Annotated in this window: 15 protein-coding genes; 8 read left to right on the plus strand and 7 right to left on the minus strand. The window is 66.0% G+C overall.

From position 1 onward, the window contains the following. The first annotated feature begins 1 nt into the window (after position 1). From DSM104440_RS09750 to DSM104440_RS09760, 3 genes are all read left to right on the plus strand, one after another. A complete protein-coding gene (locus DSM104440_RS09750; protein WP_171165842.1) occupies positions 2-2,533 on the plus strand; it encodes a beta strand repeat-containing protein in 2,532 nt (843 codons plus the stop codon). Between the two features lie 177 nt (positions 2,534-2,710). Beyond that, positions 2,711-2,851, plus strand: a complete 141-nt coding sequence (locus DSM104440_RS09755) for a hypothetical protein (RefSeq protein WP_171162101.1) — start codon at positions 2,711-2,713, stop codon at positions 2,849-2,851. Positions 2,852-2,894: 43 nt separating this feature from the next. Beyond that, on the plus strand, positions 2,895-5,849 hold the full coding sequence (locus tag DSM104440_RS09760; RefSeq protein WP_171162103.1) for a beta strand repeat-containing protein: 2,955 nt from the start codon (positions 2,895-2,897) through the stop codon (positions 5,847-5,849). Here DSM104440_RS09760 and DSM104440_RS09765 read toward each other — a convergent pair. Then, a complete protein-coding gene (locus tag DSM104440_RS09765; RefSeq protein ID WP_171162106.1) occupies positions 5,846-6,364 on the minus strand; it encodes an SRPBCC family protein in 519 nt (172 codons plus the stop codon). The two genes, DSM104440_RS09760 and DSM104440_RS09765, sit on opposite strands and share 4 nt — an antisense overlap. After that, positions 6,361-6,702, minus strand: a complete 342-nt coding sequence (locus DSM104440_RS09770) for an ArsR/SmtB family transcription factor (RefSeq protein ID WP_171165845.1) — start codon at positions 6,700-6,702, stop codon at positions 6,361-6,363. Before DSM104440_RS09770 ends, DSM104440_RS09765 begins: the two co-directional genes overlap by 4 nt. A gap of 115 nt (positions 6,703-6,817) precedes the next feature. Here DSM104440_RS09770 and lexA point away from each other — a divergent pair, with 115 nt between their 5' ends. The 3 genes from lexA to DSM104440_RS09785 are packed head-to-tail and all read left to right on the plus strand — an operon-like array spanning position 6,818 to position 9,506. Next, a complete protein-coding gene (gene lexA, locus DSM104440_RS09775) occupies positions 6,818-7,435 on the plus strand; it encodes a transcriptional repressor LexA (RefSeq protein ID WP_171162109.1) in 618 nt (205 codons plus the stop codon). 3 nt (positions 7,436-7,438) lie between these two features. Further along, complete coding sequence (gene imuA / locus DSM104440_RS09780; RefSeq protein ID WP_171162111.1) at positions 7,439-8,143, plus strand: translesion DNA synthesis-associated protein ImuA; 705 nt, start codon at positions 7,439-7,441, stop codon at positions 8,141-8,143. Then, positions 8,055-9,506 (plus strand): Y-family DNA polymerase, encoded by a 1,452-nt coding sequence (locus DSM104440_RS09785; RefSeq protein ID WP_171162113.1) that lies wholly within the window; start codon positions 8,055-8,057, stop codon positions 9,504-9,506. The genes imuA and DSM104440_RS09785 overlap by 89 nt, the downstream gene beginning before the upstream one ends. Positions 9,507-9,508: 2 nt before the next feature. Here DSM104440_RS09785 and DSM104440_RS09790 read toward each other — a convergent pair whose 3' ends face one another. Further along, positions 9,509-10,189 carry a hypothetical protein gene (locus DSM104440_RS09790; protein ID WP_171162115.1) on the minus strand — a complete coding sequence of 227 codons (681 nt, stop codon included), beginning with the start codon at positions 10,187-10,189 and terminating at the stop codon, positions 9,509-9,511. Positions 10,190-10,209: 20 nt separating this feature from the next. Between DSM104440_RS09790 and DSM104440_RS09795 the strand changes: the two genes are divergently transcribed. Beyond that, positions 10,210-13,332: an error-prone DNA polymerase gene (locus DSM104440_RS09795; protein WP_171162117.1), complete on the plus strand. Its 3,123-nt coding sequence runs from the start codon at positions 10,210-10,212 to the stop codon at positions 13,330-13,332. 47 nt (positions 13,333-13,379) lie between these two features. Next, positions 13,380-13,943 (plus strand): hypothetical protein, encoded by a 564-nt coding sequence (locus DSM104440_RS09800; RefSeq protein WP_171162119.1) that lies wholly within the window; start codon positions 13,380-13,382, stop codon positions 13,941-13,943. Here DSM104440_RS09800 and DSM104440_RS09805 read toward each other — a convergent pair. The 4 genes from DSM104440_RS09805 to DSM104440_RS09820 are packed head-to-tail and all read right to left on the minus strand — an operon-like array spanning position 13,940 to position 16,420. Beyond that, positions 13,940-14,779, minus strand: coding sequence for an alpha/beta fold hydrolase (locus tag DSM104440_RS09805; protein WP_171162121.1), 840 nt, complete (start codon positions 14,777-14,779; stop codon positions 13,940-13,942). The genes DSM104440_RS09800 and DSM104440_RS09805 overlap by 4 nt on opposite strands. Before the next feature lie 2 nt (positions 14,780-14,781). Then, positions 14,782-15,252 carry a hypothetical protein gene (locus DSM104440_RS09810; RefSeq protein WP_171162123.1) on the minus strand — a complete coding sequence of 157 codons (471 nt, stop codon included), beginning with the start codon at positions 15,250-15,252 and terminating at the stop codon, positions 14,782-14,784. Continuing rightward, positions 15,252-15,446, minus strand: a complete 195-nt coding sequence (locus tag DSM104440_RS09815; protein WP_171162125.1) for a hypothetical protein — start codon at positions 15,444-15,446, stop codon at positions 15,252-15,254. The genes DSM104440_RS09810 and DSM104440_RS09815 overlap by 1 nt, the downstream gene beginning before the upstream one ends. Positions 15,447-15,460: 14 nt before the next feature. Next, a complete protein-coding gene (locus tag DSM104440_RS09820; RefSeq protein ID WP_171162127.1) occupies positions 15,461-16,420 on the minus strand; it encodes a hypothetical protein in 960 nt (319 codons plus the stop codon). Positions 16,421-16,779 lie beyond the last annotated feature (359 nt).

Genomic DNA, 16,779 nt, shown 5'->3' on the forward strand with positions numbered 1-16,779 from the left:
CATGCGATTCTCGACCCTCGCTGTTGCTGGCTTCACTTTTCTTGCAGCATCCGCCTTTGGCCAGACCACCCACACGTGGACGGGACTGGTCAACAATCAATGGGGCACCGCGGGTAACTGGAACACCAACCTGGTGCCGGTCACCGGCGACAGCCTGGTCATCGCCAGTGGTGCCACCACGACCATCAACAACCTGGTCGGCGTGAGCCTGCAATCCGTCACGATGGCGCCCAACACCGCCGCGACCATCTTCCAGGGCAGTCCCATAGTCCTGCTGAGCGGCGGGACGATCGTCGACAGCGCCGGTTTCGACGTGGACTATCTCAGCACCGGCGTCACCTTGAATGGTCCGGCGACGATCACGGCCAACTCGGGCAACGCCCTCATCATCGACACGCCCATCACGGGAACTGGCGATGTCACGTTCTCGACCCCCGGGGCCATCATTTTCGGCTCGAGCGTGGTCCACACCTATGTGGGCGCGACGACGATCTCCGGCATCAACTACGTGCACACGTATGAAGGCAGGTTTCCCACGGCGAGCCCGATCACGCTCAACTCGAATCTCTTCATCTACGGCGTGAGCCAGAGTCTCGGCTCGCTTGCCGGCAGCGGAACACTCTGGAGCGACGGGCCGGTGAGCGTGGGTTCCAACAACACCACGACCACCTTCTCGGGCATCTTCAAGGACGACCTGGGACCGGCCGCGTTGCTGAAGATGGGAACCGGGACGATGACGCTCTCGGGCGCGAACATCTACACGGGCCAGACGCAGGTGGTCAGCGGCCGCCTCAACGTGAACGGCACAACGGTTTCTCCCACGGTGGTCGAGTCGGGCGCCACGCTCGGCGGCACGGGCACGATCAACAACACGGTGCAGGTGAACAGCGGCGGCACGCTCGCGCCCGGCGTTTCACCGGGCACGCTGACGACCGGCGCGCTCACGTTCAACGCAGGGAGCACGTATGCCGTCGAGCTGAACGGCACCGCAGCCGGTCAATTCGATCGCGTGGTCTCGACCGGCGCGGTGAATCTCGGTGGCGCGACGCTCGCGGTGAGCTCGAGCTTCACGCCGGCGCTCGGGACGACGTTCGCGATCGTGCAGGGGCTCTCGGTCACTGGAACCTTCGCCGCGATCACCGCACCTCCGGGCCTCTCGCTGGTCGCCCAATACGGTTCCAACTCCGTCACCCTGCTGGTGGCTGCGGCGCCAAGTGCGCCGGCGATCGGGACGGCGGTGCCCGGCAATGGCCAGGCCACGGTTTCGTTCACGCCGGGTGCCGACAACGGCTCGCCGATCACGAGCTTCACGGCGACGTGCGGCGCATTCTCCGCATCGGGTCCGACATCACCCATCACGGTGCCGGGCCTCACCAACGGCACGCCGTACACGTGCACCGTGTTCGCGACGAACGCCGCGGGGAACGGCGCTGCATCTGCTGCTTCGGCGAGCGTCACGCCCTTCACGAATCCTGCCGCGCCTTCGATCACGAGCGCGACGCCCGGCAATGCGCAGGTGACGATCGTATTCACGCCACCCACCGCCAACGGTTCTCCGATCCTCGACTACACCGCGAACTGCGGCGGAACGACTGCGACGGCTGCAACGTCGCCGATCACGGTGACTGGCCTCGCGAACGGGACGGCGTACACCTGCACCGTGCTCGCGAGGAATGCGGCCGGTAACGGACCTGCGTCCGGGCCGTCGGCCAGCGTCACGCCGTTCACCATTCCCGGTGCGCCCACGATCACCGCGGTGACGCCGAGTGTCGGCTCGCTCGCGGTGGCATTCAGCGCGGCAGCTCCGAACGGCTCGGCCGTCACGGGCTACACGGCGAACTGCGGCGGCATCACCGCGACGGGCGCTGCTTCGCCCCTCACGGTCGCGGGCCTCGTGAACGGCACGCCTTACACCTGCACCGTCTTCGCGACCAACGGCGCCGGCAATGGCCCGAGCTCCGCACCTTCGGCGCCCACTGCGCCCCTGATCAACAGCTTCAGTGCGGCATCGGCGACGGGCAGCGGCACCATCACCGCATCCTTCACGGGTGGCGGAGCAGGGTGCTCGTATTCGGTGAACCAGTTCATTCCGGTGAGCGGACATGCGGCGAGCCCGCCCAACGGAAGCGCGCCGGGAGCGACGACATTCCCGCACGGCCTCTTCGACTTCCGGCTCATCGGTTGCACGCCGGGTTCCGCGATCACGATGACGGTCACGTATCCGACAGCACTTCCCGCGGGGACGGTCTATTGGAAGTACGGCCCGACACCATCCAACACCGCGCCGCACTGGTACACGCTGCCGGCCACGATCGCGGGAAGCACAGCGACGTTCACGATCACCGACGGACAGCAGGGTGACGATGATCTCGTCGCCAACGGTGTCATCGTCGATCAGGGTGGCCCGGGTGTTCCGGGTGCACCGGGAACCGTCACGGCAGTCCCCACGCTCTCCGAGTGGATGCTGATGCTGCTGGCACTCGTGATGCTGGTTTCAGCCGGCGTACAAAGGCGCGCGTCATTGCGTTTGTAGCGTCCGGCTGTGCCGTAACTCATACAGTTTGCGGGTCACGGGCGTTACATTCGCTCCAGATCCGCACGCTGGAGTTTGCCGTTGAAAGTCGCTGCCCTTGTATTCGCAACTGCAGTCCTTGGCCTTGTGTCCACCACGACGTTCGCATCGGAGCGCTGCAGCACCAAGGAGTGCAAGGTGAGCAAGGAAGCGCGCAAGCGCGTCGCTCGCCTGGATGGCGACCGGCTGGCCCAGGCGAAGATCGACGCCCTCTACCGCAAGCAGCGGCAGGAAGTCGAAGCGCGCAGCATGTGCCAGTGGGGTAGTGCCAGCTGCTGACTCGGCACGTGTAGACTCCCGGAAAAATCAGGGAGCTCAATCGATGCCGCGCCTGCGCACTGCGATCCCCGCGATCGCGTCTTTCCTCGCCTTCTTGTCCTTCGCCGCGTATGGGGGTGTCGTCGGCTCCATCGTGGACAGCGTCGGCAGCGTGGGCTCGTTCACCTCGCTGCAGCTCAATGGCGGCAACCCGGTCATCAGCTATCACGACCTCACCAACGGCACCCTCAAGCTGGCGACGTGTACGGCCAACTGCCAGTCCGCAACCCCGACCTGGCAGATCGTGACCGTGGACGTCGGGGGTGTCGGACTCCACAGCTCGCTGCGCCTCAATGCCGGCAATCCGGTCATCAGCTATCGAGACGTGAGCAACGGCGACCTCAAGCTCGCCACGTGCACGGCCAATTGCCAGTCGGCCGTACCCACCTGGCAGATCGTGACCGTGGACGCGGCCGGAGACACGGGCTACTTCACCTCGATGTCCTTGAACGGGGGCAACCCGGTCATCACCTATGAAACCGCCGGCGCCGGCCTGAGGATGGCCACCTGCACGGCCAACTGCGCGACGGCAACGCCGACCTGGGTCATCGTCAACGTCGTCGCCAACGGACAGGTTTCGTCGCTGCAGCTCAATGGCGGCAACCCGGTCATCAGCTACCAGAACTTCGGCTCCCAGGATCTCGAGCTCGCCACCTGTATCGCCAACTGCGCGACGCCGGTCCCGACCTGGCAGTTCGTTTCCGTGGACGCCCCGGGCAACGTCGGCACCTACTCGTCGTTGGTCCTGAACGGCGGCAACCCCGTCATCAGCTACTACAACACTGGCAGCCAGGATCTGAAGCTCGCCACGTGCACCGCCAACTGCCAGTCCGCGACGCCGACATGGCAGGTCGTGACCGTGGACAGCGCAGGTTCCCAGGGCGTGTTCACGTCGCTGCAACTCGACGCGGGCAGGCCGGTCATCGCCCACTACGACATCGCGAACAACGACCTCAGGCTCGCCACCTGCACGGCCAACTGCCAGTCCGCGACGCCGACGTGGCGCCTCAGCACGATCGAGAGTGCTGGCAGCAAGGGCTCCACGCCGTCACTGCAGCTGAGCGGCCTCGATGTCCTGATCAGCCACTTCGACAATGGCGATCTCGACCTCCGGTTCGCATCGGTTACGCCGCCCACGGTGACGAGCATCGTGCGCGCTGCCACGAACCCCACCAACGCGGCCAGCGTGACTTACACGGTGACCTTCTCGGAGAGCGTGACCGGCGTGGATGCGAGCGACTTCACGCTCGTCACGACGGGTGCGGTCACCGGCGCATCGGTGACCGGCTTATCCGGCACGGGCACGACCTATACCGTGACGGTCGGCACCGGTACCGGCGACGGCACGTTGCGCCTGGACCTTGTCGACAACGACAGCATCGGCGGTTTCCTCCCGTTGGCGGGCCTGGGTGTGGGCAACGGCAACGCGACCGGCGAGGTGTACACGATCGAGAAGACGCCGCCCACCGTCACGATCAACCAGGCGGGCGCGCAGGCCGATCCCACGATGGCCTCGCCGATCCTCTTTACGGTGACGTTCAACGAGACCGTCACGGGTTTCGCCGCTGCGGGCGTGAGCTTCGCGGGTAGCACCGTGGGTGGAACGCTCGTCGCGAACGTGAGCGGCAGCGGCACGACGTACACGGTTTCGGTCACGGGGATGTCGGGCAACGGTTCCGTCGTCGCGAGCATTGCCGCCGGCGCGGCCGCCGACGCGGTGGGCAACACGAGCCTCGCCTCGACCAGCACCGACAACGCCGTCACCTTCGGCGCAGCACCCTCGGTGACGATCAACCAGGCCGGTGGCCAGGCGGATCCGACCAATGCTTCGCCGGTGCTCTTCACCGTCACGTTCAGCGAGCCGGTGACAGGCTTCACGGGCACCGACGTGAGCTTCACCGGCAGCACCGTGGGCGGCACGCTCGCGGCCAACGTCACCGGCAGCGGTACCACGTACACCGTCTCGGTCACGGGCATGACGGGCAACGGCGCCGTGGTCACAAGCATTCCGGCTGGCGCCGCCACGAACGGCGCGTTCACGAGCCTCGCATCGACGAGCACGGACAACACGGTCGCCTTCGACGGCACTGCGCCGACGGTCACGATCAACCAGGCGGGCGCGCAGGCGGATCCCGCCGGGGCTTCGCCGATCCTCTTCACGGTCGTGTTCAGCGAGCCGGTGACGGGGTTCACCAATACCGATGTCAGTTTCGCGGGGAGCACTGCCGCGGGCACGCTGGCAGCAGCCATCACAGGAAGCGGTGCGAACTACACCGTGTCGGTGTCGGGCATGACCGGCAACGGAACGGTGATCGCGAGCATTCCTGCGGCGGGCGTCATCGACGTGGGCGGCAACGCGAATCTTGCCTCCACCAGCACCGATAACTCGGTGCTCTACAACGGCGCCGGAGTCGTCACGACATTCACGGGGCCGTCTGCAACCGGCAGTGGCAACATCACCGCGCAGTTCACGGGAGGCGGACCGATCTGTTCCTTCGCCACGCCGCAGTACATCGGCCCGCCGCCGGGTGCAGCACCCATTCCGCCGACCGCGCCTCCGGGTGCGATCGCGTTCCCGCATGGCCTGTTCGATTTTCGGACGGTCAACTGCACGCCGGGCGCGACGCTTGCGTTCACGATCACGTATGCCAGTGCGCTGGGGACAACGGCTCAATACTGGAAGTACGGACCGGAGCCGGGCAACGCCACGCCGCACTGGTACGTGCTGCCCGCGACGATCGTGGGCAACGTCGTGACCTTCTCGATCACGGACGGCGGGCAGGGCGACGACGATCTCGCGGCGAACGGGACGATCGTCGACCAGGGGGGTCCGGGTGTGCCGGGCGCGCCGGGAACTGCGACTGCAGTCCCGACGCTCTCCGAATGGATGCTGATGCTGCTGGCCCTCGTGATGCTCGGCTCGGCCGGCGTGTTCAGGCGGCCTTCTCGACGCGTCTAGATCCGCTGCTCATACGACTTCACGAGCTCCCGGTGCGCGGTCCAGAAGGGCCGGCGCGGCGTGCCCGTGAGGATGTCTTCGAGGATGGCGGTGTGCGTGTCCCAGCCGCTCGCGTAATTCACCTTGAGGTCGCGGGTCTGGATGTTGCGATGGGTGATCGCGAGCAGGACGTTGTCGCCGCTGTGCGATAGCTCGAAGGTGATCTCCGAGTCCGTCGGATTCGGTCCCCAGTTGAACGTGAGCAGGTGAGGGGGCTCGCAGCGCACCACGGTGCCGGTGACGACCTTACCCTTGTGCTTGAGGGCATCGGCCGGGTAGCGCTCGTCCGAGAGGTTGTCGTGGTCGAAGACGAGCTCGGCCTTGCCGCCCACCTTGAGCTCGAATTCTCCTGACGCGAACCACTGGCCGCGCTTCTTCGAATCGGTGACGTAGGACCAGACGCGCTCGATCGGGCCGGGCAGGATGCGCTCGAGGCGAATGGTGGTGTTGTCGACGGCGGTGACGTGCGGGTTCATTTCTTCGGTCCTTTCGCTTTGGCGACGGCGTCTTCTGCGCGGAGCAGCGATTCGAGGGCATCCAGGCGCTGGGTCCAGAACGTCCTGTGGTGCTGCATCCACTTCGTGATGTCGTCGAGGGGTTCGGTCTCCAGCGCAAGCAGGTGGTCGCGGCCGAGGATCGTCCTTCGGACGAGCCCCGCGCGTTCCAGGATCCGGATGTGCTTGGACACCGAGTTGAGGGAAATCGGAAACGGGGCAGCGAGCTCGGTCACCTTGGCCGGTCCCTGTGACAGGCGCTCGAGGATGGAGCGCCGGGTCGTGTCGGCGAGGGCGATCAAGGTGTTGTCGAGGTCCATGGCGGCTATATTAACCCAAAAGGATGAATAAGCAAGCGGGTTGTTTGCACCCTGGACCTGATAGGTGATAATGTTGTCACCAGTGCCTGTTCTATCACCTGTGGGGAGATTGCTCATGGAAACCCCCGTACTCACGGCCCGCCAGGCCGAGATCCTCGACATCATTCGCCGCCACATCGCGGAGACCGGCGTTCCACCGTCGCGGCCGGAGCTCTCGAAGATGCTCGGCATCGCTTCGACCAACGGCGTCTTCAAGCATCTGGCCGCGCTCGCGAAGAAGGGTGCGATCGAGCTGGTGCCCAATTCAGCGCGCGGCATTCGCCTCGTCGTGGAGGAGGCGGGGCTTGCGCTCATCGGCAACGTCGCTGCGGGCAGTCCGATGATGGCCATCGAGAACATGCTCGGCCGCTATCCGGTCGATCCCTCGCTCTTTTCGCCGCGCGCCGATTACCTGCTGCAGGTGAGGGGCCTCTCGATGAAGGACGAAGGCATCCTCGATGGCGACTGGCTCGTCGTGCACAAGACCAACGCGGCGAAGAGCGGTCAGCTGGTCGTCGCGCGCCTGGGTGACGACGTCACCGTGAAGCGGTTGAAGATTCGCGGCGACAAAGCCGAGCTCATTCCCGCCAACAAGGACTTCCAGACGCTGCACCTCGATTTGAAGCGCCACACCCTGCACATCGAGGGCATCGGCGTGGGCGTCATCCGCAACCTCGGCGCCCGCGCGCATTAACCAATGGGGACAGACCCCATTGGTGCCCGCATTGCGGGAGTGTGGCGTGGGAGCGAGCTGGAAAACGCTCCGCGCGTCACGCATCCCACGGGGCATGACGCGCTCGATCGCGAGTTGCCCGGCGGTGGCTGGCCCGAGGGCTCGCTCTCGGAAGTGCTGCACGACGCGGTGGGCATCGGGGAAGTGAAGATGCTCGCCGGCGTGCTGGCCCATGCCGCGAAGGACGATCGGCTCATCGCGTGGATCGATCCGCCGCATCTGCCTTATGCGCCCGCGCTTGCACAGGCCGGCGTTCCGCTCTCGCGCTGCCTCGTCGTGCGTCCGGCTTCGCAGGAAGACGGGCTCTGGGCCGCGGAGCAGACGTTGCGTTCCGGCGCCTGTGGCGCGCTGCTCTTCTGGCCGGAGCGTCGCGCGCGAACGACCGACTACGCGTGGATGCGCCGGCTGCAGATGGCCGCCGAAGCCGGGCGCTCGGTCGCGGTGCTGTTTCGCTCGACGGCCGCCGCGGCGCTCGCCACACCCGCGCATCTTCGCGTTGCGCTCGCCCTCGAGGCGGGTGAAGTGAAAGTCCGAATTCCGAAGCGGCGCGGGCCGCCGCTCACGACCCCGGTTCCGCTCCATGTTGTGGATCGCCCTCGAGTTGCCGTCGTTGCCGCTGCAGTTGGCGGAGCGCGGCTGCGTGTCGCCCACGCCGCTCGTCATCGCTGACGGCCCCGCGCAACGCCCGCTCGTCGTGTGCGCGAACGCCGCGGCGCGAGGGGCGGGCATCCGCGAGGGGCAGGCGGTGGCGTCGGCCAAGGCGCTCGCGCATGAATTGAAGGTGCTGCCGCGCGATGCATCTGCCGAAGTCGCGGCCCTCGAAGGACTCGCCGGCTGGGCCTGCCAGTACTCGCCGCACTCGAGCGTGGATGCGCAGGGCATCGCGATGGAAGTGGAAGGAAGCCTGCGTCTGTTTGGCGGCCACGCGAAGCTCACGGCGGAAATCCTTCGCGGTGTTCGCGACCTCGGCTACCAGGTGACGATGGGCATCGCGCCCACGCCGCTCGCCGCACGGCTCTTCGCGCGCGCCGAGGCGCTGGGCACTCGCATGCGCGCCTGCTTCGATCTCGCAGAATTGCCTGGGCGCGTGGCGGGCCTGCCGCTCTTTCTCCTCGATTGGCCCGAACGCACGCTGGCCCTCCTCGCTGATCTCGGGGTCCTTCGCATGCGCGATGCGTTGGCACTTCCGCGTGAAGGCCTGTCGCGCCGCTTCGGACCTGACGCCCTCGATACACTCGACAAGCTTCTCGGCCGCCGCGCGGATCCGCGTCCTCCGTACATCGCGCCGCAGGCTTTCCACGCGAAGATCGAGCTCGCAGCGGAAACGTCCTCAACCGAAGCGCTGCTCTTTCCGCTGAAAAGGATGCTCGTGCAGATGGAAGGCTTCCTGCGCGGCCGCGGTTCGGGCGTGCAGCAGCTCGAGATCACGCTGACTCCTGTGCGCAAGGCAGCGACCCGACTCTCGCTCGAATTCGCATCGGCCGAACGCGAAGCCGATTTCATCCTCGCCCTCGTGCGCGAGAAGCTCGGCCGCACGCGTCTTGCCGCGCCCACGCTGGAGATCGAGCTCCACGCCGCGTGTCTCCTTTCCTATGCGCTGCGCACCAAGGCCTGGCTACCGGGCCGCGACGACATGGCGCTCGACCGCAACCGCCTGCTCGAACGCCTCGCCGCGCGCCTGGGCACCGATCGTGTTTTCGGCATCGCCATCGCCGACGACCACCGCCCCGAACGGAATAGAGGGGTCAGACCACTCTATTCGGCGAAGCAAATAGAGTGGTCTGACCCCTCTATTCGTCCTTTGTGGCTGATGCATACGCCGCAGAAGCTGGTGACCCAGGAGGGAAAGCCCGCGCTGCAGGGCGCGCTGGAGTTGGTGGCGGGGCCGGAGCGGATCGAAGCGGGGTGGTGGGATGGCGAGCCGGTGAGCCGCGATTACTTCGTGGCGAGCAACCCGGGCGGCGAGCGCTATTGGATCTACCGTGAGCATCGCGCCCCGAACGCCTGGTACGTGCACGGGGTGTTCGCGTGACCTCAGGGCAAGGGCAGGCGCGCGAAGGCCTCCGTGAATCCGCGCCACGTTTTCGAGCCGAGCACGAAGAAGGTCGGCGCCTGGGTTGCGACGAACAAGGAGAGCATCGCGGGATAGATGCGCGTGTAGTGCTGCTGTATCCGGTCGTGGACGATCAGCGCGCAGAGGATCAGGTCGATCACGCCGTAGGTCAGCAGCTGCAACACGGGTGGCTCGACGCCGAAGTGGTTCGCGAGAATGCGCGCAAGGATCGGATCCACGAGTGCCAGGGCCGTGCACACCATGAAGCGCATGTGCAGCTTCGGCGCGCGGCGATTGAGGATCGCGAGGCCGTAGGCGACGAGGAACTGCACGAGCAGCGCGAGCTGGACATAGAAGAAGTAGATCAGCTCGTCATTGAGCCCCGAGCGCATGCGGTAGTGCGCAAGCAGCAAGGTGGAAGCCACGATCACCGGCACCAGTACGAACGAAGTCCTTCCGAGCGCGCGGTGGGCTGCGAGCGACTTGATGCGCACCAGGCCGGCCTGTGCGATGAGCATCAGCATCCACAGGAGCATGGCGATGCCGTGCAAATGCACGTGCCAGTCGGTCTCGTAGCGCTTCGGAAACAGGTAGGAAGGCCAGAAGGCGGGCACCGCCAGCAGCAGGAGGGCGAAAAAGTAGAAAGCGCTGGCGCGGTACATGGCGCCGCAAAGGATAGCCCATGACTCCGAACTACGCTGAGCTCCACTGCCTCAGCAATTACAGCTTCCTGCGCGGTGCCTCCGACCCCGAGGAGCTGGTGCACCGCGCCGTGCAACTGGGCTACACCGCGCTCGCGATCACCGATGAGTGTTCCGTCGCGGGCGTCGTACGCGCGCACATGGCCGCGAAGGATGTGGGACTGAAGCTCATCATCGGCTCGGAGTTTCGCCTCAACGACGGCCTGCGCTTCGTGCTGCTCGCCGAGAACCTCGCGGGCTACGAAAACCTCTGCGAGCTGATCACCAAGGGAAGGCGGGCCGCGAAGAAGGGCGAGTACGCGTTGACGCGCGACGACCTCCCTGGCCCGGAAGGATTGATCGGCATCTGGCTGCCCGACCAATGGGGACAGACCCCATTGGCGGGCTGTAACCCAGATGACAAGTCACCAATGGGGTCTGTCCCCATTGGTCTGTTTTCGTATATCGCAGTGGAGTTGATGCGCGGGCCGGACGATGTCGCGCGAATGGCCGCACTCGAGGAGATCGCCGCGAAGCACGGCATGCGCTGCCTTGCTGCCGGGGACGTCCACATGCACCAGCGCTCGCGAAAACGCCTGCAGGACGTGATGACCGCGATCCGCCACAAATGCACGCTCGCGGAAGTCGGCCGCAAGCTGCAGCCCAACTCGGAGCGCTACCTGCGACCCATCGGGCGCATCGCCGGCATTCATCCCGCGCATCACCTCGCCGCCGCACTCGATGTCGCGAGCCGCTGCCGGTTTTCCCTCGACGAGATCGAGTACGAGTATCCGGAGGAGCTCGTTCCCAAGGGACAAAGCCCGACGACGCACCTGAGGAAGCTCACTTACGAAGGTGTCGACCGCCGTTATCCGCAGGGCGCGCCCAAGAAAGTCATCGCGACGATCGAATACGAACTGAAGCTCATCGCCGAGATGCGCTACGAGGCGTTCTTCCTCACGGTGAACGACATCGTGATGTTCGCGCGCAGCGAGAAAATTCTCTGCCAGGGCCGGGGATCGGCCGCCAACTCCGCCGTCTGCTACTGCCTCGGCATCACCGAGGTCGATCCGGGCCGCATGTCGGTGCTCTTCGAGCGGTTCGTGTCGAAGGAGCGCAACGAGCCGCCCGACATCGACGTCGACTTCGAGCACCAGCGGCGCGAAGAGGTGATCCAGTACATCTATGGGAAGTACGGTCGTGAGCGGGCCGCACTCGCCGCGGTCGTGATCAGTTATCAACCGCGAAGCGCCCTCAGGGATGTCGGCAAGGCGCTCGGCCTTTCGCTCGACCAGGTGGATCTGCTTTCGAAGTCGATGTCCTGGTGGGACGACCGCGATGCGATGAAGACGCGGCTCACCGAAGCGGGCTTCGATCTTTCCAACCGCGTGGTGAAGAACGTGATCGAGCTCACGCAGGAGCTCGTCGGCTTTCCGCGCCATCTTTCGCAGCATCCGGGCGGCTTCGTGATCGACAACCGGCGGCTCTCGCGCCTGGTGCCGGTCGAGAACGCCTCGATGGCCGATCGCACCGTCATCCAGTGGGACAAGGACGACCTCGAGTCGCTGGGCCTGCTCAAGGTCGACGTGCTCGGGCTCGGAATGCTTTCGTGCATCCGCCGCGCGATCGACCTCGTGAATGGTTATCGCTCTCCCTCTCCCTTGGGAGAGGGCGGGGGAGGGGGTCTCAGCATGTCCTCCATCCCCGCCGAGGATCCCGACGTCTACGCAATGATCCAGCGCGCCGACACGATCGGCGTCTTCCAGATCGAGAGCCGCGCGCAGATGTCGATGCTGCCGCGCCTCAAGCCCAAGAACTTCTACGACCTCGTGATCGAAGTCGCGATCGTGCGGCCCGGCCCGATCATGGGCGGCATGGTGCATCCGTATCTCCGGCGCCGCGAAGGCACGGAGCCCGTCACCTACGCGAGCGAGGCGGTGAAGAGTGTCCTCGAGCGAACGCTCGGGGTCTCGATCTTCCAGGAGCAGGTGATGCAGCTCGCGATGGTCGCCGCGGGCTTCACCCCCGGTGAGGCCGACAAGCTGAGGCGCGCGATGGCTTCATGGAAGAGGCGGGGCGGCATCGAGCCCTTCCGCGAGAAGCTCGTCGATGGAATGCTCCGCAACGGCTACGAAGCCGCTTACGCCGAGCAGATCTACCGGCAGATCCAGGGCTTCGGCGAATACGGCTTTCCCGAATCGCACGCCGCGAGCTTCGCGCTGCTGGTCTACGTCTCGTGTTGGTTGAAGCACCACGAGCCCGCGGCCTTCACCTGCGCGCTCCTCAATAGCCAGCCGCTCGGCTTCTACTCGCCCTCGCAGCTTGTCCAGGACGTCCAGCGCCACGGGGTCGAAGTGCGGCCGGCCGACGTGATGCTGAGCGAGGCCGACAGTCACCTGGAACCCGGTCCGGGCGGGAAGCCGGCGATCCGGCTGGGACTGGGGAGGATTTCCGGGCTTAAAGTGACTTCTGTGGAATCAATCGTAGAAGCCAGAAAACAAAAGGATTTCAGCTCTGTTGAAGACCTGACCCTGAGGGCCGGACTCGACCGCCTCGATCTGAGCAAGCTCGCCCGCGCCGATGCCCTCGCGAGCCTCGCCGGCCACCGCCGCGACGCCCTCTGGGAGACCCTTTCGGCCGACAACCCGACGCGCCTCGCCTTGCCCGCGGGATCCGAAAGCCAGCCCGCCACCCTGATTCCCGGCAGCGAAGGCGAGGAAATCATCGCCGACTACGCGACCCTGGGCCTCACCTTGAGGCGCCATCCGCTCGCACTCCTGCGCGACCGGTTGAAGGCCATGAAGCTGAAAACCGCCGAGGACGTTGCCAACGCGAAGCACGGCCAGCGCATCAGGACTTCGGGCATCGTCACCTGCCGGCAAAGGCCAGCGACCGCGAGCGGCGTGATGTTCGTCACGCTCGAGGACGAGACGGGCTACATCAACCTCGTCGTCTGGAACCACATCGCCGAGCGCCAACGCAAGGAATTGCTGGCTTCGAGGCTCCTTTGCGTGAGCGGCGAAGTGCAGAAGCAGGGGCTCGTGGTGCACGTGATCGCCCATCGCTTCGAGGACATGACGCCGCTGCTCGGGCGGCTTGCCACCACCAGCCACGATTTCCACTAATCTTCGGCAGGCCCACGAGGCCATAACAAAAGGAGGATCAATCAACCATGGTTACCCTGACCCAGCTCTGGCTCCCCATCCTGCTGTCCGCGGTGGCGGTATTCGTCGCGAGCAGCCTCATCCACACCGTCATCAAGTGGCACCAGTCCGACTACTTCAAGCTGGGCAACGAGGATGACGTTCGCGCGGTGATTCGCGCGGGCGGCGCGAGGCCGGGCCTCTACGTGATCCCGCACGTCCTCGAAGGCGCCGATTGCGCGAAGCCCGAGGTCCTCGCGAGGTTCACCGAAGGACCGGTCGGGTTCCTCACGCTGCGGCCCGTCGGCCCGCCCAACATCGTGAAGCCGCTGATCCAGTGGTTCAGCCTGGTGCTCCTGATCGCGATCGCCGTCGCCGCGCTCGCGGCGTGGACGCTGCCGAAGAACGCGAGCTTCATGACGGTCACGACGATCGTCGGCGCGATCACGTTCCTCGCCTACGCGTGCGGCGGCCCGATCAACGGGATCTGGATGGGCAAGCCGTGGCGCAGCGCGTTCAAGGAAATCCTCGACGGCTTCGTCTACGCCGCCGCGACCGCGCTGGTCTTCGCCTGGCTCTGGCCGCGCGGCTAGGCCGCGAAGGCGAACCTCGCCGGTTCCAGGCTGTGGCGCGCGGTCACGCCGGCGAGGAACTGCTCGATCGCGCTGTTCACGTCGTCGGGCCGCGTGATCGGGCCGAGGTGGCCGAGTCCCGCGAACTCGTGGCGCCAGGCACTCGGCAGCGCAAGGGCAAGGCGTCGCGTGATCGAACGGCCGCACGCCGGTGACAGCGTGCCGTTCATGAGCAGCGTCGGAACCCGCAGCGTCCTGAATTCCTCGATGGCCGTGTCGTCGTTGAAGAGCGCATGGAAGTGGTCGACGACCGCGGACATGCGCTCGAGCACCTTCACGCGCTGCTTGTCGTCGAGCCGCGCGAACGTGCCGGCGCCCGACCAGAAATCGACGAACTGGTACGCCGACTCCTCGACGTCGCCCGCGTGGAAGGTATTGCAGATGGCGGTGCCGGCCGCCACGACCTCTTCGCCCGCGCGATCGTGCACAAACCCGTCGTAGATCAACCGGAACAGGACGGGCTCGTACACCGCGAGGCTGCGAATGCGCTCGGGCATATCGAGCGCGAGCTTCAATGCCACCGCCGCGCCATACGAATGCGCGACGACGTGCATGCCCTCCGGCGCGGAAGCGAGCAGCGGCCGCAGCGCCTCGGCTTCGACCTGCAGCGACGGTTCCTCGTTCGCCGCCCAGCCGGGCCGCTTGCCATGACCGCCGAAATCGACGGCGATCACGCGGAAGCGGTCGGCCAGGCGAAGTGCCAGCCGATCCCATTGGCGCGACGACGCGCCGCTCGAGTGCAGGCACAGCAACGGCGTGCCGCGGCCGGTGACGCGGGCGTACTTGATGATGTCCATGCTCATCCTTCCTTGACGCAATGCGAGGCGGCGTAAGCGGGCGCGACGACCGCCGGCGCGCGGAGCAGTCGGGCAATGCCGATCACGTGCGCGGCGGCGGTCGCGGGCGCCACGAAGAGAGCGATCAGCGCGAGTGGAAAGCGCGCAAGGGCCGGTTCGATCGGTCCTTCGACGAGCCCCATCGCGAGCATCGCGCTCACCGCGATCAACACATCGGCTTCGATGAGCACCGTGAGGTACGCGCGTGGGGAAACGGCGTCGAGCCAGTTACGAACGCCACGATCGAGCCCGACGACGACCAGCGCGTAGGCGAAACCGGAAAGCGCGACCGCACCGAGCTCGACCGGATCGAGCCTTGCGAACGAGCCGTGCAACGTACCGCTCGTGATCGCGATGGCCCAGACCCCGAGTGCCACGCCCAAGGTGCGTGCGGTGTCTTCGCAGGTGACGTTCACTGAGGTCTCGGCTTTCATCAGAACGTCGACGAGATTTCCGGCGCGGCAGGATCGTCGCGGTTATCGACGATCGCCGCATGGGCGACGGACCACGCGGCGGCGGAATACCGCGCAGGGGCCGGCTCCGGCGTGACCGGCGCCGCGGCGGCGTGGCCGAGCACGATCCCGACGACGAGCGCGGTGAGGGAAAGGGGGATGTTGACGAAGTTCATGGTGATTCCTTGCGTTATTGAAGAATGGGGGCGAGCGCCTGGCCGATGCGCGCCGCCTGCTGCGGGGTGATCATCGAGCCGAGGATCGCGTTGAAGCGCGCGTCCTTCACGCCCGAGACGATGTACTGGTAGCGATAGGCCTCGAGCATTCCGGCCTTGATGCGCAGCGCTTCGTGGACCGAGAACGGGCGTCCGGCGCATTCGATGAAGTAGCGCGTGTCCTCGTCGGCCTGCGCCTGCACCATGCCGTCCACGGCCGCGGCGAGCTCGATCAGGTCGTCGACCGCGGCATCGCGTTCGGTGGCGTCGAGCTTCTCGTTCTCGCGCTGCCACTCGAGCTCGTCGAGGATCGCGTGCTGCGATTCTTCCTTCCAGTGGAAGAGGAAGACGTCGCGGTAAAGGTCCGAGAGATCCGGATCGCGGTCGAGGCTCTCGCGGTAGTGCACCTGCGTGAAGAGCTCGATCATCAGCGTGAGGCCCAGCACCGACCAGGTGCTCTTGCCCAGCACGAAGCCGGCGACGTCGTCGGGCATCGGGATGAAGCGATAGCCCGCGGGCATCGTGGAGGCCATCATCGATTCGATGCGGCGGAAGAGCGCCTGGTGCTTGAGCTCTTCCTCGGAGAAGCGCACGAGGGCCTCGAGCTTCGCCTGGTCGCCCAGCCAGTGGTCGCGGCTCACCTCGAGCATCTTCGCGTTGATGAAGCGCTCGCACAGCCCGAACATGTTGGCGTACGTGCGGCCCTGCACCTGGCTGTAGAAGCGCTGTTCTTCGGGCGCCAGGAATTCCAGGCGCGGCGCGAACGTGAGGCCGTCGGGCAGGAACTTGCGCGTGAGGTCGAAGCCGCGGCCGCGAATCACGTGGCGCTCGATGTCCCAGCGAACGCGCTTGGAGACTTCGATGCACTTGGCGTAGCGGGCGGACAGGTCGAACTTCGCGGAGTCGTCGGCGTTCACGGCGTGGGTATCGGGCATGGCGGTTCCTTGACGGGTAGTCGGTGCGGGATTCAGTGGGCGATGAGGCCGACGGGCTCGTCGGCGCGCTCGAGGGCGTTCGGAAAGCACTCGGCGCTGCGCACGGCGGCGGCCGCGAGCATGAGCGTGCAGGCCAGTCCGACCGCGACCATGGCGCGGGCAAGCGTTGCGAAGGACGTTCTTTGCGCTGTTGCGTGCATTGCTGGTGCTCCTGTTTCGTATGCAATCGAGGAGCACAAGCTACGGCCCGACCGTAACTTCCCGCTTTCTGTCGTGAAACGGTTTGTATCGGGAACGTAGTCCCACTGTCATCCTGAGGAGCGAAGCGACGAAGGACCTGCTTTAGGGTTTTAACTGTT

This window comes from Usitatibacter palustris (assembly GCF_013003985.1).
GTDB lineage: Bacteria > Pseudomonadota > Gammaproteobacteria > Burkholderiales > Usitatibacteraceae > Usitatibacter > Usitatibacter palustris.

What these genes read in the sequence shown, in the direction of transcription:
- DSM104440_RS09750 (WP_171165842.1), top strand. Translation starts at nt 2, where the DNA reads ATGCGATTCTCGACCCTCGCTGTTGCTGGCTTCACTTTTCTTGCAGCA.
- DSM104440_RS09760 (WP_171162103.1), top strand. Translation starts at nt 2,895, where the DNA reads ATGCCGCGCCTGCGCACTGCGATCCCCGCGATCGCGTCTTTCCTCGCC.
- DSM104440_RS09765 (WP_171162106.1), bottom strand. Translation starts at nt 6,364, where the DNA reads ATGAACCCGCACGTCACCGCCGTCGACAACACCACCATTCGCCTCGAG.
- DSM104440_RS09770 (WP_171165845.1), bottom strand. Translation starts at nt 6,702, where the DNA reads ATGGACCTCGACAACACCTTGATCGCCCTCGCCGACACGACCCGGCGC.
- lexA (WP_171162109.1), top strand. Translation starts at nt 6,818, where the DNA reads ATGGAAACCCCCGTACTCACGGCCCGCCAGGCCGAGATCCTCGACATC.
- imuA (WP_171162111.1), top strand. Translation starts at nt 7,439, where the DNA reads ATGGGGACAGACCCCATTGGTGCCCGCATTGCGGGAGTGTGGCGTGGG.
- DSM104440_RS09785 (WP_171162113.1), top strand. Translation starts at nt 8,055, where the DNA reads ATGTTGTGGATCGCCCTCGAGTTGCCGTCGTTGCCGCTGCAGTTGGCG.
- DSM104440_RS09790 (WP_171162115.1), bottom strand. Translation starts at nt 10,189, where the DNA reads ATGTACCGCGCCAGCGCTTTCTACTTTTTCGCCCTCCTGCTGCTGGCG.
- DSM104440_RS09795 (WP_171162117.1), top strand. Translation starts at nt 10,210, where the DNA reads ATGACTCCGAACTACGCTGAGCTCCACTGCCTCAGCAATTACAGCTTC.
- DSM104440_RS09800 (WP_171162119.1), top strand. Translation starts at nt 13,380, where the DNA reads ATGGTTACCCTGACCCAGCTCTGGCTCCCCATCCTGCTGTCCGCGGTG.
- DSM104440_RS09805 (WP_171162121.1), bottom strand. Translation starts at nt 14,779, where the DNA reads ATGGACATCATCAAGTACGCCCGCGTCACCGGCCGCGGCACGCCGTTG.
- DSM104440_RS09810 (WP_171162123.1), bottom strand. Translation starts at nt 15,252, where the DNA reads ATGAAAGCCGAGACCTCAGTGAACGTCACCTGCGAAGACACCGCACGC.
- DSM104440_RS09815 (WP_171162125.1), bottom strand. Translation starts at nt 15,446, where the DNA reads ATGAACTTCGTCAACATCCCCCTTTCCCTCACCGCGCTCGTCGTCGGG.
- DSM104440_RS09820 (WP_171162127.1), bottom strand. Translation starts at nt 16,420, where the DNA reads ATGCCCGATACCCACGCCGTGAACGCCGACGACTCCGCGAAGTTCGAC.